Below are 15,342 nucleotides of genomic sequence, written 5' to 3'. Positions count from 1 at the left end.
GCGCGGCTCCGGCCCCAGATGTCGCCGCCGGCGCGGCTCCGGGCACCGACATGACGGTCGCCGAGATGCGCGAATGGCTGCGCAACTGGATCGCCAACGCCACCGGCCAGTCGCCCGACTCGATCAACGAGTCGGCCCCGATGGTCGAGCTCGGCCTGTCCTCCCGCGACGCCGTCGCGATGGCCTCCGATATCGAGGACCTGACCGGTGTCACGCTGACCGCCACCGTCGTCTTCCGCAATCCGACCGTCGAGTCGCTGGCGAAGGTGCTCATCGAGGGTGAGCCCGAACCCGAGGACACCGGCGACGAGGACTGGTCACGCCCGGACGGGGTCGAGGACATCGCGATCGTCGGTGTGGCGACCCGCTTCCCGGGGGACATGAACACCCCCGACGAGATGTGGGCGGCGCTGCTGGAGGGCCGCGACGCCATCACCGATCTGCCCGAGGGCCGCTGGGAGGAGTTCCTCAGTGAGCCCCGGGTCGCCGAGCGCGTGGCCAGGGCCCGCACCCGCGGCGGATATCTGTCGGATATCAAGGGTTTCGACTCCGAGTTCTTCGCACTGTCGAAGATGGAAGCCGACAATGTCGACCCGCAGCAGCGGATGGCACTCGAGCTGACCTGGCAGGCCCTTGAGCATGCCCGGATTCCGGCCTCCAGCCTGCGCGGCGCCAATGTCGGTGTGTATGTGGGCAGTTCCGTCAACGACTACAGCTTCATGGCGGTCTCCGATCCGTCGGTCTTCCACCCGTACGCCATCACCGGCACGGCCAGCTCGATCATCGCCAACCGGGTGTCGTACTTCTTCGACTTCCGCGGACCGTCGGTGGCGCTGGACACAGCGTGCTCCAGCTCGCTGGTCGCCGCCCACCAGGGTGTGCAGGCCCTGCGCTCGGGTGAGGCCGATGTCGCCGTCGTCGGCGGGGTGAACGCACTGATCACACCGATCGTCACCATCGGGTTCGACGAGGTCGGCGGGGTGTTGGCCCCGGACGGCCGGATCAAGTCGTTCTCCGCCGACGCCGACGGCTACGCCCGTTCGGAGGGCGGCGGCATGCTGGTCCTCAAACGGCTGTCGGACGCCCGCCGCGACGGGGACCAGATCCTGGCCGTCATCGCCGGCTCCGCGGTCAACCACGACGGCCGGTCCAACGGCATGCTTGCCCCCAATCCCGATGCGCAGGAAGCGGTTCTGCGTAAGGCCTACAAGAACGCGGGTATCGACCCCCGCGACGTCGACTACATCGAGGCGCACGGCACGGGCACCATCCTGGGTGACCCGATCGAGGCCGACGCCCTGGGCCGGGTCGTCGGCCGTGGCCGTGCCGCTGACAAGCCGGCGCTGCTGGGTGCGGTGAAATCCAATCTGGGACATCTCGAATCGGCCGCGGGTGCGGCGAGCCTCGCCAAGGTGGCGCTGTCGCTGCAGCACGACAAGCTGCCCCCGTCGATCAACTATGCGGGCCCCAACCCGTACATCGACTTCGACAAGGAACACCTCAAGGTCAACGACACCGTCTCGGAGTGGCCGCGTTACAGCGGACACGCCATCGCGGGTGTGTCGGGCTTCGGTTTCGGTGGCGCCAACGCCCACCTGGTGCTGCGTGAGGTGCTGCCGGCCGATCTGATCGAACCCGAACCGGAACCCGAAGTCGGCGAACAGAAGTCAGATGATGCCGACGCCGTGTACGTCGGCGGGGTCCGGATGGACGAGTACGGCGAGTTCGTCGACAGCGACGGCCCGGATGGTCTCCCGGGCTCCTCTTCGCATGACGAGGGCGGCTACGAGCTGCCCGGTCTGACAGATGAGGCCAAGCGGCTGATCGAGGTCGGTCGTGCGGAGATCGAGGCACTGGAGTTCACTCCCGTTGTGCCGCTGGTGATCTCCGGATTCCTCACCTCGCGTAAGAAGTCCGCTGCCGCGGAGCTCGCCGACTGGATCGACAGCGAAGAGGGCCGCGCCTCGTCACTGGAGTCGATCGGCCGCTCGCTGTCCAAGCGCAACCACGGCCGCTCGCGCGCCGTGGTGCTGGCCCATGACCACGACGAGGCCGTCAAGGGCCTGCGGGCCGTCGCCGAGGGCAAGCAGAGCCCGCTGGTGCTGGCCGCCGACGGCCCCGTCACCAACGGACCCGTCTGGGTGCTGGCCGGTTTCGGCGCGCAGCACCGCAAGATGGGCAAGAGCCTGTATCTGCGCGACGAGGTGTTCGCCGAGTGGATCAACAAGGTCGACGCGCACATCCAGGACGAACGCGGTTACTCCGTCGTGGAGCTGATCCTCGACGATGCGATCGACTACACCAACGAGACCTGCGAATACCCCATCGAAGTGGTCCAGACGGTGATCTTCGCCATCCAGATTGCGCTCGGTGAACTGCTGAAGCACCACGGTGCGAAACCCGCTGCGGTGGTGGGTCAGTCGCTCGGTGAAGCGGCCGCAGCCTATTTCTCCGGTGGTCTGTCACTGGCCGATGCCACCCGCACCATCTGCTCGCGCGCGCATCTCATGGGTGAGGGCGAGGCGATGCTGTTCGGTGACTACATCCGGCTGATGGCGCTGGTCGAGTATTCGGCCGAGGAGATCAAGACCGTCTTCTCCGACTTCCCGGGTCTGGAGGTGTGCGTCTACGCCGCCCCCACCCAGACCGTCATCGGCGGCCCGCCCGAGCAGATCGACGCGATCATCGCCCGCGCCGAATCGGAGGGCAAGTTCGCCCGCAAGCTGCAGACCAAGGGCGCCAGCCACACCCAGCAGATGGACCCGCTGCTGGGTGAGCTCTCCGCCGAGATCCAGGGCATCCAGGCGTTGCCGCTGCAGACGGCGTACTTCTCCACCGTGCACGAAGGCAAGTTCATCCGGGCCGGCGCCGATCCGATCCACGATGTGGAGTACTGGAAGAAGGGCCTGCGGCACAGCGTCTACTTCACCCACGGGATCCGCAACGCCGTCGACAACGGGCACACCACCTTCCTGGAGCTCGCCCCGAATCCGGTGGCGCTCATGCAGGTCGGCCTGACGACTGCCAGTGCCGGTCTGCACGATGCGCAACTCATCGGCACGCTCGCCCGCAAGCAGGATGAGGTCGACTCGATGACGGTGGCGATGGCCAACCTCTTCGTGTACGGCCACGATCTGGATCCGCGGGTGTTCTTCGGCGCCGGAGCCGCCCCGGCGGCGACCAACGGCCAGCTCGAGCACGCGAACATCCCGCCCACCCGCTTCAAGTACAAGGAGCACTGGCTCAACGCCCGGTTCGCCGGGGACAGCTCGGTGGTCCTCCCGGGCACTCATGTCGCCACTCCCGACGGCCGGCATGTCTGGGAGTACGCCCCCAACGGCGCCACCGATCTCGCGGCTCTGGTGAAAGCCGCTGCCACCCAGGTTCTTCCGGACGCCGTGCTGACCGCCTTCGAGCAGCGTGCGGTCCCCGGTGACGGGGCCCGGCTGGTCACCACGCTCACCCGGCATCCCGGTGGGGGCACCGTGCAGGTGCACGCGCGTATCGACGAGTCGTTCACCTTGGTGTATGACGCGGTGGTCAGCCGCAACGGTAGCGCCGCGGTGCTGCCCGTGGCCACGGGTGCCGCGGTGGCGATTGCGGCTGAGCCGGTGGCCGAGGCGGCGCCCGATGACGTCGCCGATGTGGCTATCCTGCAGGACAACCTGACCGCGGGTGCCGGCCTGGCCGCGAATTTCGCCAAGTGGTCACCGGAATCCGGTGAGACGGTGGCGGATCGCCTCGGCAGCATCGTCGGTGGGGCCATGGGTTACGAACCCGAGGACCTGCCGTGGGAGGTCCCGCTGATCGAGCTGGGCCTGGATTCGCTGATGGCCGTGCGCATCAAGAACCGCGTCGAGTACGACTTCGACCTGCCGCCGATCCAGCTGACCGCCGTGCGCGATGCCAACCTCTACAACGTCGAGGAGCTCATCAAGTACGCGATCGAGCACCGCGACGAGGTCGATGAGATCGCCGAATCCCAGAAGGGACAGACCGCCGAGGAGATTGCGGCCGCGCAGGCCGAGCTGCTGGGCGGGGCGACGACCGTCGCCGAGTTGGAGGCGAAGTTAGCCGAGGCCGGTCACCCGTTGGGGGAGAGCGTGCAGACCCCGGTCGCGTCGCCCACCGAGCTTGAAATCCCGCCGCCGCCCACGGATCCGACCGGACCCACGGGGAACATCCCCGCACCGCCGAGTGATCCGGCCGGCCCGAGCAAGGCCACTGCGGCCGCGGCCGCGGCGAAGGTGCTGACCCAGGAAGCCGTCACCGAGGCGCTCGGCGCCGACGTGCCGCCGCGCGACGCCGCCGAACGCGTCACGTTCGCCACCTGGGCGATCGTCACCGGTAAGTCGCCGGGCGGGATCTTCAACGAGCTCCCGAAACTCGATGACGCGGCCGCCGACAAGATGGCGAAACGGCTGACGGAGCGCGCCGAAGGCAGCATCACCGTCGAGGATGTGCGCTCCGCCAAGAACATCGAGGAACTGGCCACCGTCGTGCGCGCCCAGCTCGAAGAGGGTGTGGTCGACGGGTTCATCCGCACGCTGCGGGCACCCGCCGCAGGTTCAGGCGGGTCGTCGTCCCGGATTCCGCTGTTCGTCTTCCACCCGGCCGGTGGATCGACGGTGGTGTACGAGCCGTTGATCAAACGGCTGCCCGCGGACACCCCGGTGTACGGCATCGAGCGTGTCGAAGGCTCCATCGAGGAGCGAGCCGCCGAGTACGTGCCGAAACTGCTTGAGGTGCATCAGGGTCCGTTCGTGTTGGCGGGTTGGTCGCTCGGTGGCGCGCTGGCCTATGCCTGCGCGATCGGCCTCAAGCAAGCCGGCGCCGATGTGCGGTTCGTCGGCCTGATCGACTGTGTGCGCCCCGGTGTGCCGATCGACCAGACCCAGGCGGGCATGCGCGCCCGCTGGGACCGTTACGCACGGTTCGCCGAGCGGACCTTCAACGTCGAGGTGCCGGCCATCCCCTACGAGGAGCTGGAGAAGCTGGACGACGAGGGCCAGGTCAAGTTCGTCCTGGACATCGTCGCGCAGAGCGGGGTGCAGATCCCGGGCGGCATCATCGAGCACCAGCGGACGTCCTATCTGGACAACCGTGCGCTGGACACCATCGAGCTCCGGCCTTACGACGGGCACGTCACCTTGTACATGGCCGACCGCTACCACGATGACGCGATCGTCTTCGAGCCCGCCTACGCCACCCGTCAGCCCGACGGCGGCTGGGGCGAAGCGGTCAAGGATCTGGAGGTGGTGCCGATCGGCGGTGAGCACATCCAGGCCATCGACGAGCCCTATATCGCCAAGGTAGGCGCGCACATGAGCGAGGCCATCAACCGTATCGAGAGCGAAGCGACGGCTAGCACAGCAGAGAAGGACGCGAACAAGTGACCGAAACCTCCAGTGTCCCAGCGGTGACCACGGCGCAGAAGCTGGCCGAGCTCCGCGAGAAGCTGGCACTGGCCGCCGACCCCGGTGATGAGAAGGCCAAGGCCCGCCGCGACAAGAAGGGCATCCCGAGCGCCCGCGCCCGCATCCACGCACTGCTCGATCCGGGCAGCTTCCTGGAGATCGGTGCGCTGGCCAAGACGCCCGGGGACCCCAACGCCTACTTCGGCGACGGCGTGGTCACCGGGCACGGCACCATCGACGGCCGCCCCGTCGGCGTGTTCAGCCACGATCAGACGGTGTTCCAGGGCTCGGTCGGTGAGATGTTCGGCCGCAAGGTCGCCAAGCTGATGGAGTGGGTGGCCATGGTCGGCTGCCCGATCATCGGTATCAACGACTCGGCCGGCGCCCGCATCCAGGACACCGCGACCTCGCTGGCCTGGTACGCCGAACTCGGCCGCCGCCATGAGATGCTGCGCGGGCTGGTCCCGGAGATCTCACTGATCTTCGGCAAGTGCGCCGGTGGCGCGGTGTACTCGCCGATCCAGACCGATCTTGTTGTGGCGGTGCGCGATCAGGGCTACATGTTCATCACCGGCCCGGATGTCATCAAGGACGTCACCGGTGAGGATGTCAGCTTCGACGAGTTGGGTGGCGCCGATGTACAGGCGCAGCGCGGCAACATCCACAAGGTCGTCGAGTCGGAGGCCGCGGCGTACCAGTACGTCCGCGACTACCTGAGCTTCTTGCCCCCCAACCACTTCGACGATGCGCCCATCGTCAACCCGGGCCTGGAGCCCGAGATCACCCCGAGTGATCTGGAGCTCGACACGATCGTGCCGGATTCGGACAACATGGCCTACGACATGCACGAGGTCCTCCTCCGGATCTTCGACGACGGTGACGTCTTCGAGATCGCCGACCAGCGCAGCCCGTCCATGATCACGGCGTTCGCCCGGGTGGATGGTCGCCCGGTCGGGGTGGTGGCCAACCAGCCCATGCACATGTCCGGTGCGGTGGGTAACGAGGCCTCCGACAAGGCCGCCGGGTTCATCCGGTTCTGCGACTCGTTCAACCTGCCCTTGGTGTTCGTCGTCGACACCCCGGGTGCGATGCCGGGTGTGGAAGAGGAGAAGGGCGGCATCATCAAGCGTGGTGGCCGCTTCTTCAACGCCATCGTGGAAGCCGATGTGCCGAAGGTGACCGTCATCGTGCGCAAGGCCTACGGCGGCGGATACGCCGTGATGGGCTCCAAGCAGTTGTCCGCGGACCTCAACTTCGCCTGGCCCACCGCCCGTATCGCGGTGATCGGCGCCGAAGGTGCGGCGCAGTTGCTGGTGAAGCGCTTCCCGGATCCGACCGCACCCGAGGTGCAGAAGATCCGTGCCGACTTCATCGAGGGCTACAACCTCAATCTGGCGACGCCGTGGATCGCCGCCGAGCGCGGCTATATCGACGGTGTCATCGAACCGCACGAGACCCGTCTGCTCCTGCGCAAGTCGCTGCATCTGTTGCGGGACAAGCAGAACATCCACAAGGTGCAGCGCAAGCACGGCCTGACCCCGCTCTAACCCAAGACAGCGGTCCCGAACCACATGCAGGCCAGCAGCGCCATCTCGGTGTCGAGGCGGTCCTCGCCCAGCGGTCGGCCGCGGCGCTGCAGTGCCCGGCCGACCCGGTACTTCACCGTGTTGTAGTGGACGGTGAGTTCCTCGGCGGCAGCGGTGTAGCTGCCGCCGTGCTTCAGGAATACCCGCAGGGTGTCGCGCAGGCCGGCGTCGGTCGTGGTGTCTGCGGCCAGCTCACCCAACGTGTCCTGCACGAATACCTTGGTCTCGTCGAGGTTTTCGCCGAGCAGGGCGGCAGCGGCCAGGCCGGGAGTACTCGCGTCGACGACGCCCGCCGCGCCGGCTGCCATCGCGATACCGCGGGCGCGCAGCGCCTGGGTGTGTGAGCGCCGAAATCCTTCCACCCCCGGAAGGGGCCTGCCCAGCGCGACATTCGGCGGGTCGGTGGCCTGGGCGTGGAACTGACGCACCCGCTGGGCCGCCTCGTCCTGATTCGCCAGCGGTATCCAGCCCCAGCCGGTCACCTGGTCGGCCGGGACGAACAGGGGTGCACTCTGGGGTGCAACGGTCTCGGTCATCCCGCGCAGGAACGATTCCAGGCGGGCCAGCCCGTCGTCGCGGCCGGTGTCGCTGCCGGGATCGGGGGGCCACCACAGGATCAGGCCGAGGTGTGTGCGACGCATCGGGTAGCGGATGGCGGTGGTGATGGCATCCACGTCGTGGCCGGCGCCTGCCAGGATCTCACGGACCCGGATCGCTCTGGTGCTGTTGCGGTTGGTCAGCCAGCGGTCCCGCTCGTCCTCGTAGACGCCGACGACCTGCTGCGAAATCCAGTCGATGTAGCCGAACGTCATCGAGGTGATCCGTCCGTACAGGGCGAGGCTGGTGCGCGGGTCCAATGCGGCCGCGCCGATCTCGTCGGCGGCGACGTCCAGCACCAGGGCATGTCCCAGCCGGTAGGCCCGAACCAGGGCGTTCATCGGAACCCCGCGCTGGGCGAGGCGCCGGGCGTATTCGAGCGCTGCTGTCGGCGCCTCGATGTTGTCCAGGGATATATCGTGGCGCAACGCGCCGAAGATGGTGTCGATGTTGCTCTCGACGCTGGCGGTCAGCAGATCGAGGATCTCGGCGTCCCCGCGCAACTCGGCGATATCGGTTGCGAGCTGCCGCTGAACGCTGTGCGCCACCTCCACCTGGCGGCGCATCAGCGCGTCGAGGACTGCTGCATTGGCGTCGGCGACCGTGGGGTCCATGGGCCGACAGCTTAATGCCGGATTGTCTCCGGGGGACAAAGCGGATTCTGATGTTCATCGGGCGACGACAGTGTGTCCCAAGGCACATATTCCTACCGTCGTGACATGCACCTCGCCGCCCTGCCCGACCGCCGCGCCGAATCGGCGCCTGATCGCATGGCCGTCTCCGACGACCACATCGCCTACACGAACGCCGGGTTCCTGGACGCGGTGCGGCGGGCCGCCGCCGCCATGGCCGGCCGCGGCGTGCGTCCCGGCGCCGTCGTCGCGGTCATGCTGCCCAATCGCGCGGCCTTCGTGGTCGCCATGTTCGCGGCCTGGCGTCTGGGCGCCGTCGTCACCCCCGTCAGTCCCACGTTGGTCGCCGCGGAGCGGGAGCACCAGATCGCGGATTCCGGGGCTGTCGTCCTGCTGGCCGAGCGGGACGTGGACACGGATATCCCGGTGCTGTCGGTGGACGATCTCGATACCGATCCATGGGTGGCCGAACCAGCCCCCAACCCCGACGACGCCCTCGCGCTGCTGATCTACACCAGTGGAACCACCGGCAGGCCCAAAGGGGTGATGCTCGACCATCGCAACGTGAATGCCATGTGCGCCATGGTGATCGAAGGATTCGATCTGACCGCGGCCGACCACAGCCTGCTGATCCTGCCGCTGTTCCACGTCAACGCCATCGTGGTGAGCACTTTGTCACCGTTGATCGCGGGCGGGCGTACCACCATCGCGGGCCGATTCGACCCGGTCGGCTTCTTCGACCGCGTCGAGGCCAGCCGGGCCAGTTACTTCTCCGCGGTCCCCACCATCTACACCATGCTCGCGGCGCTGCCGACCGAGGTGGAACCCGATACCAGCTCGATCCGGTTCGCCGTCTGCGGTGCGGCGCCCGCGAGCGTCGAACTCCTGGAGAAGTTCGAGAACCGCTATGGCATCGGGATCATCGAGGGCTACGGCCTGTCCGAGGGCTCATGCGCGAGCACCTGCAATCCGCTCGACGGCAGGCGAAAGCCGGGAACCGTCGGAATTCCGCTGCCCGGTCAGCAGATCCGCATCGTCGACGGCGCCGGCGCCGAGGTGCCTGCAGGGGGTACCGGCGAGGTGATCATCAAGGGGCCCAACGTCATGCGCGGCTATCTGAACCGCCCGGCCGACACCGCGAAGACGGTGGTCGACGGCTGGCTGCGCACCGGTGACATCGGCCGGTTCGACGAGGACGGTTACCTGGTGCTCGTCGACCGGGCGAAGGACATGATCATCCGGGGCGGGGAGAACATCTACCCCAAGGAGATCGAGACGGTCGCCTATCAGATGCCGGAGGTCGCCGAGGCGGCGGTGATCGGGCGGCCGAGTGCGCTCTACGGCGAGGAGCCGGTGCTCGTGGTGTCCCTGCATGCCGCTGTCGGCGTCGATGCCATCGATGCCCATCTGCGCGCATCGTTGTCGAAATACAAAGTCCCCGTAGAGATCACCGTGCTGTATGAGCTGCCCAAGAATCCGGTCGGCAAGATCGACAAACCAGCACTGCGAAAAACATTCGCCGCCAGTCGGATCGACGCCTAGGAGCTCATCATGGGATTCGTCAAACCCACCCTGCCCGATGTCGACCTCGAAGAATTCCTGGGCCTGCCGCTGCGCGACCGCCTCCGGATCATGTCCCTCAAATGGGTGGACCACGGTTTCGGCGCGCCCCGCATGATCCATGTCATCTACATCGTCAAACTCGTGCTCTTCTATGCCGTCCTAGGCATCTTCATCGCCACGGCGACATCGGGTCTGCCCGCCTTCTGGCACGGGATCGGCTGGTGGAACCAGCCCATCGTCTACCAGAAGATCATCCTGTGGACGATCCTGCTGGAGCTGCTCGGGCTGGCCGGGTCCTGGGGACCCCTGGCGGGCAAGACCAAACCGATGACCGGAGGGTTCCGGTTCTGGGCCAAGCTCAACACCATTCGGCTTCGGCCGTGGAAGGCGGTGCCCTTCACCGACGGTGACCGGCGAACCTGGTTCGACATCATCGTCTACCTGGCGCTGGTTGCGGGCGTCGTGGTGGCGATGGTTTCCCCTGGTGTGCGCAGCGATTCGCTGACGGCGGTGCTACCCGCGAACACCTCGGGGCTGGTGAACCCGGTATTGCTGATCGTCCCGATCGTGTTGCTGGTGCTGATCGGCCTGCGGGACAAGACCATCTTCCTGGCCGCCCGCGGCGAACAGTATCTGCCTGCGCTGCTGTTCTTCGCCGTGCTGCCGTTCACCGACATGATCATCGCCGGCAAGCTGCTGATCGGCACGGTGTGGATCTGGGCCGGGGTCTCGAAGTTCGGCCTGCATTTCACCAACGTCATCCCGCCGATGGTGAGCAACAGCCCGATGATCCCGTCCAGGTGGCTCAAACGCGCCCACTACCGGAACTATCCGGTAGATCTGCGGCCGTCGCACCTGTCCACCTTCATGGCGCACTGTCTCGGCAGCTTCGTGGAGATCGCGGCACCCCTGACCCTGCTGTTGTCCCCGTGGCCGTGGCTGACCATCACCGCCGTCGTGGTCATGGTCGGGTTCCACCTGTTCATCATCTCGACCTTTCCGCTGGCGGTCCCCGTGGAGTGGAATGTGCTCTTCGCCTACGCCACCGTGTTCCTGTTCCTCGGGTTCCCGAACTGGGACGGCTACGCGGTGGGGGACATGTCGTCACCCTGGTTGGCGGTCGCGTTGCTGGCCGGGTTGTGCTTCTTCCCGGTACTGGGCAATCTCCGGCCCGATCTGGTGTCCTTCCTGCCGGCCATGCGGCAGTACGCGGGCAACTGGGCTTCGGCAGTATGGACGTTCACCCCCGGTGCCGAGCAGAAGCTCAACAGGGTCACCCGGTCCTCGCCCAACACCGTCGACCAGTACATCGACTTCGGCTGGGACCCGGTCACCGCCGAAGTGTTCACCCAGCAGGTGACGGCCTGGCGGGCCATGCACAGTCAGGGCCGCGGGCTGTACTCGGTGCTGCTGAAATCGCTGCCCGATATCGACACCCGCACCGTCCGGGAGGGCGAGATGTCGTGCAACACCATCATCGGCTTCAATTTCGGCGACGGGCACCTGCACAATGAGGATCTGATACGGGCGATCCAGACCGAAGCCCGGTTCGAACCGGGCGAGTTCGTCATCGCCTGGGTGGAATCGCAGCCCATCCACAAGAAGACCCAGGAGTACAAGGTGATCGACGCGGCCCTCGGCGTCATCGAACGCGGCACCTGGAATGTCGCCGACCTGGTGAACGAGCAGCCCTGGCTGCCCAACGGGCCGATCCCGCTGAATGTCACCTGGCAGCGAGCCGGAGCCAGTCGATGACCAACGCGGTGGTGGTGGGCGGCGGGCCCAACGGGCTGGCCGCCGCCATCACCCTGGCCCGGGCCGGCGTCGAGGTCACCGTGCTGGAGGCCGCCGATGAGATCGGCGGGGGCGTGCGTTCCGGGGAAGCGATCGTCCCCGGCCTGGTGCACGACCACTGCGCCGCCATCCACCCGATGGCCGTCGGCTCGGCTTTTCTCGCCGACCTGGATCTGGCACGGCACGGATTCCGTTGGCGCTGGCCCGAAGTCGACTGTGCACATCCACTCGATGGTGGCGGCGCCGCGCTGCTGCACCGCAGCGTCGACGACACCGCCGCGGGGTTGGGGTCCGACGGTGCGCGCTGGCGCGCGCTGTTCGCCCGTCCCGTCGGCCGGTTCGACAGGCTGTCGCAGGACATCATGGGACCGCTGCTGCATGTCCCGAAACATCCCCTGACGCTGGCACGTTTCGGTGCGCCGACGCTGCTACCCGCCGCGGCGCTGGCCCGGGTGTTCCGCACCCCGGCGGCAGCCGCGCTGTTCGGCGGTGTCGCCGCCCACACCTTCCGTCCCCTGCACTACCCGATGACGTCGGCGATCGGGCTCGGCATCATCACCGCCGGGCACCGGCACGGCTGGGCAGTCGCCGAGGGTGGCTCGCAGTCGCTCACCGATGCCCTCGCGGCCACGCTGTCCGAGCACGGCGGCGAGGTCCGGACCGGGGTGCGCGTCACCTCGGCGGCTCAGCTGCCCGCCGCCGACGTGGTGCTCTTCGACCTGGCGCCGACCGCTGTCGCCGATATCCTGGGTGACCGGCTGCCCCGGCGCGCAAGCCGGGCCTTGAGCAAATTCCGTTATGGCCCAGGGGCTTTCAAGGTCGACTTCGCGGTGCAGGGCGGGGTTCCGTGGCGCAATCCCGACGCCGGGCGGGCCGGCACCGTGCATCTGGGCGGTGATCTCGGCGAGATCGCGGCCACCGAACGCGACATCCACGCCGGCCGCATGCCGGCGCGACCCTTCGTGCTCGTCGGCCAGCAGTATCTGGCCGACCCCGGCCGCTCGGTCGGGGACATCCATCCGGTGTACTCCTACGCCCATGTGCCGCACGGGTTCACCGGGGACGCCACCGACGCCATCATCGGTCAGTTCGAGCGGTTTGCCCCCGGATTCCGCGACCGGGTGGTCGGCATGGCGGTCCGCTCCACCACCGAGATGTCGGTACACAACCCCAATTTCGTCGGCGGCGATATCTGTACCGGCGCCAAGGACATCCGCCAGCTGGTGTTCGGACCGCGGCCCACCCTGCACCCGTACCGGCTCGGGGTGCCCGGCATGTACCTCTGCTCCGGGGCCACCCCGCCCGGCCCCGGCGCGCACGGCATGTGCGGGGCCAACGCGGCCACCGAGGCGCTGGCCCACCTGCGACGGTGATGCTCCTCGCACTGCCGGCGCACCCTCGCTGATCAGGTGCGCAGCCGCGCATATGGAGATGCGGCACACCATCTCTGATCGGCCATTACACTTCGCCCATGCCGCTCGAGGAAGGCCAGGTGATCGCCGGGTACACCGTGGTGCGGTCTCTCGGCGCCGGCGGTATGGGCGAGGTTTACCTGGCACAGCACCCGCGGCTGCCCCGGCGGGACGCGCTCAAGGTCCTCGGCGCCACGGTGTGCGCCGACTCCGAATATCGGCAGCGTTTCGAGCGTGAGGCGGATATCGCCGCCACCCTCTGGCATCCGCACATCGTGGAGGTGCACGACCGCGGCGATGTCGACGGTCAGTTGTGGATCGCCATGGACTATGTCGAGGGCACCGACGCCGGCGCGCTGCTGGCCGAGCGTTACCCGAGCGGGATGCCGGCCGATGAGGTGGTGCGCATCGTCACCGCCGTCGCCGAAGCGCTCGACTACGCCCACCAGAAAGGCCTGCTGCACCGCGACGTCAAACCGGCCAACATCCTGATCGCCAACCCGGACACCTCCGATGAACGAGTCCTGTTGGCCGACTTCGGCATCGCCCGTCGTACCGGTGAGACCAGCAATCTCACCGGCACCAACATGACCGTCGGCACCGTGGCCTACGCGGCACCCGAACAGCTGACCGGTGCCGAGATCGACGGTCGCGCCGACCAGTACGCGCTGGCGTCGAGCGCTTACCAGTTGCTCACGGGGTCCCCACCCTTCCAGCATTCCAATCCGGCCGTGGTGATCAGCCAGCACCTGACCGCCAGCCCGCCACCGATCGGGGACCGCAGGCCGGAACTCTCCGGTCTCGGACCGGTTTTCGACCGTGCCCTGGCCAAGCATCCCGCCGAGCGGTACGGCAAGTGCGTGGACTTCGCCCGCGCCCTCGAACACCGAATCGGCACCGCCGGACCCGAGGCCACCATGCTTGCCGTCACGGCCTCCGGGCCGCGGCACGCCAAGGCGCATCCCGCGCCGGCCAGGTCCCGGTCCAAGCTGGTGGTGCCCGCCGCGGCAGTGGCGCTCGTCGCCGTGATCGCGGCGGCGGTGGCGTTCGCGCTGGGCGCCTTCGGCCGGCCCGGTGGCACACCAGCACCCGCGCAGACCAAGACTTCCACCGCGACGGCAGCCCCGCCGCCACCAGCGCTTTCGTCGCCGGCGGCCTCCCAGGCGCCGGCCATACCCGTCGTCGTCATCGGGGCCACCTGTGCCACCCTGGGCGCCGCCGGCGTCGCGGAGTCGGGAGCACCCGCGTACTGCGCTGCGCTGCCGAACTCCGGCTCCACCATCTGGTCGCTGAGCCAGCAGGTCACCGAGCCGTCCGCGCCCAGCGCCACCCCCGCCGAGGGCGAGCAGACCTATGCCCCCGAAACCGAGGGCCCGGTACGGGTCTGTGTGGACCAGACGCATCAGACCCGGCTGCGCTGTCTGGAGGACATCGTGCGCGGCAACGGCGGAGCCTGATGCCCCCTGAGGCGCCGCGACCATCCGCCACGGTCGACATCGCGGCAGGTATCGCGGCCACCGCCGTCGGCGGCGCCGTCGCGGTCTATCGCGGTGCCGAACGGCTACCCCTCCTCGGCGGCCTGCTGTACCAGGCCCGCACGGGACTGGCCGCCCGCGGGGAGCGTGCCCTGGAACCGGCCAAAGCGGCGGTGGCCGGCATCGCGGTGCAGATCGTCGAACGCGTGCTCGACCAACTCGACCTCAACGAGTTGGTGCGCACGCGGGTGGATCTGGTCGGGCTGGCCAACGAGGTGGTCGACGGTATCGACCTGCAGGCCATCATCAGGCAGTCCACCGAATCCGTCACGGCAGAGGTGATGACCGATGTGCGCAGCCAGGGCGAGCGGGCCGACGACCTGGTATCGGGTTTCGTCGACCGCCTGCTGGGGCGCGACCGTGACTGAGATCCGTGCCGCCGGTGTGGTGAGCCGTGGCGTGGCCGCGGTGATCGACCTGATCATCGTCGCGACGGTGCTGGCCGCGATCTATCTCGGTCTCATCCTGACCCGGCTGATGTTTCACCCCACTGCGTTCCGCGCGCCGACCATGAGCGCTGTCTTCTCCACCGCCGTGCTGTTCGGTGTCGCGGTCTGCTACCTGACGGCATGCTGGGCGGTATCGGGCTGCACCGTCGGATCGGTGACCATGGGGTTACGGGTGATCGGCCGGCGCGGCCGCCGGCTGTCGCCGGCAGTGGCGCTGCTGCGGGCGGTGGCCTGTGTGCTGATGCCCGTCGGGCTGTTGTGGGTGGCCGTCGACCGGCACCGAAGATCCCTACAGGACATCGTGTTCGGCAGCCGGGTCGTTTACGCCCGGCCGTAGCGCAAACGGGGTTGGATGGC

General features: G+C 67.9%; 9 protein-coding genes. 8 read left to right on the top strand and 1 reads right to left on the bottom strand.

Annotated features, from left to right (window positions below; all coding sequences use genetic code 11):
- Positions 1-50 precede the first annotated feature (50 nt).
- Together pks13 and QN239_RS01365 are read left to right on the top strand one after the other, a co-directional pair.
- Positions 51-5,396 carry a polyketide synthase Pks13 gene (pks13, locus tag QN239_RS01370; protein ID WP_499016487.1) on the top strand — a complete coding sequence of 1,782 codons (5,346 nt, stop codon included), beginning with the start codon at positions 51-53 and terminating at the stop codon, positions 5,394-5,396.
- Positions 5,393-6,964 (top strand): acyl-CoA carboxylase subunit beta, encoded by a 1,572-nt coding sequence (locus tag QN239_RS01365; protein ID WP_499007801.1) that lies wholly within the window; start codon positions 5,393-5,395, stop codon positions 6,962-6,964. Before pks13 ends, QN239_RS01365 begins: the two co-directional genes overlap by 4 nt.
- Here the strand turns inward: QN239_RS01365 and QN239_RS01360 are convergent.
- Positions 6,961-8,214, bottom strand: coding sequence for a PucR family transcriptional regulator (locus QN239_RS01360; protein WP_499007799.1), 1,254 nt, complete (start codon positions 8,212-8,214; stop codon positions 6,961-6,963). The genes QN239_RS01365 and QN239_RS01360 overlap by 4 nt on opposite strands.
- Positions 8,215-8,319: 105 nt before the next feature.
- On the opposite strand from QN239_RS01360, the gene QN239_RS01355 reads away from it, so the two are divergent.
- The 6 genes from QN239_RS01355 to QN239_RS01330 all read left to right on the top strand — a co-directional run bounded on the left by QN239_RS01355 (position 8,320) and on the right by QN239_RS01330 (position 15,322).
- A complete protein-coding gene (locus QN239_RS01355; RefSeq protein ID WP_499007798.1) occupies positions 8,320-9,774 on the top strand; it encodes a class I adenylate-forming enzyme family protein in 1,455 nt (484 codons plus the stop codon).
- 9 nt (positions 9,775-9,783) lie between these two features.
- Positions 9,784-11,550 carry a DUF3556 domain-containing protein gene (locus QN239_RS01350; protein ID WP_499007796.1) on the top strand — a complete coding sequence of 589 codons (1,767 nt, stop codon included), beginning with the start codon at positions 9,784-9,786 and terminating at the stop codon, positions 11,548-11,550.
- Complete coding sequence (locus QN239_RS01345) at positions 11,547-12,962, top strand: phytoene desaturase family protein (protein WP_499007794.1); 1,416 nt, start codon at positions 11,547-11,549, stop codon at positions 12,960-12,962. Before QN239_RS01350 ends, QN239_RS01345 begins: the two co-directional genes overlap by 4 nt.
- Before the next feature lie 98 nt (positions 12,963-13,060).
- Complete coding sequence (locus QN239_RS01340; RefSeq protein WP_499007792.1) at positions 13,061-14,458, top strand: serine/threonine-protein kinase; 1,398 nt, start codon at positions 13,061-13,063, stop codon at positions 14,456-14,458.
- Complete coding sequence (locus QN239_RS01335) at positions 14,458-14,904, top strand: hypothetical protein (protein ID WP_499007791.1); 447 nt, start codon at positions 14,458-14,460, stop codon at positions 14,902-14,904. The genes QN239_RS01340 and QN239_RS01335 overlap by 1 nt, the downstream gene beginning before the upstream one ends.
- Positions 14,897-15,322: an RDD family protein gene (locus QN239_RS01330; RefSeq protein ID WP_499007790.1), complete on the top strand. Its 426-nt coding sequence runs from the start codon at positions 14,897-14,899 to the stop codon at positions 15,320-15,322. Before QN239_RS01335 ends, QN239_RS01330 begins: the two co-directional genes overlap by 8 nt.
- Positions 15,323-15,342: the final 20 nt, after the last annotated feature.

Source organism: Mycolicibacterium sp. Y3 (assembly GCF_051188035.1).
Classification (GTDB): Bacteria; Actinomycetota; Actinomycetes; order Mycobacteriales; family Mycobacteriaceae; genus Mycobacterium; species Mycobacterium fluoranthenivorans.
This window is presented reverse-complemented; position numbering and strand designations above follow the sequence as displayed.

Bases quoted from the DNA above. Each gene is read 5' to 3' on its own strand.
- pks13 (WP_499016487.1), top strand. From the start codon at position 51: ATGACGGTCGCCGAGATGCGCGAATGGCTGCGCAACTGGATCGCCAAC.
- QN239_RS01360 (WP_499007799.1), bottom strand. From the start codon at position 8,214: ATGGACCCCACGGTCGCCGACGCCAATGCAGCAGTCCTCGACGCGCTG.
- QN239_RS01355 (WP_499007798.1), top strand. From the start codon at position 8,320: ATGCACCTCGCCGCCCTGCCCGACCGCCGCGCCGAATCGGCGCCTGAT.
- QN239_RS01350 (WP_499007796.1), top strand. From the start codon at position 9,784: ATGGGATTCGTCAAACCCACCCTGCCCGATGTCGACCTCGAAGAATTC.
- QN239_RS01345 (WP_499007794.1), top strand. From the start codon at position 11,547: ATGACCAACGCGGTGGTGGTGGGCGGCGGGCCCAACGGGCTGGCCGCC.
- QN239_RS01340 (WP_499007792.1), top strand. From the start codon at position 13,061: ATGCCGCTCGAGGAAGGCCAGGTGATCGCCGGGTACACCGTGGTGCGG.
- QN239_RS01335 (WP_499007791.1), top strand. From the start codon at position 14,458: ATGCCCCCTGAGGCGCCGCGACCATCCGCCACGGTCGACATCGCGGCA.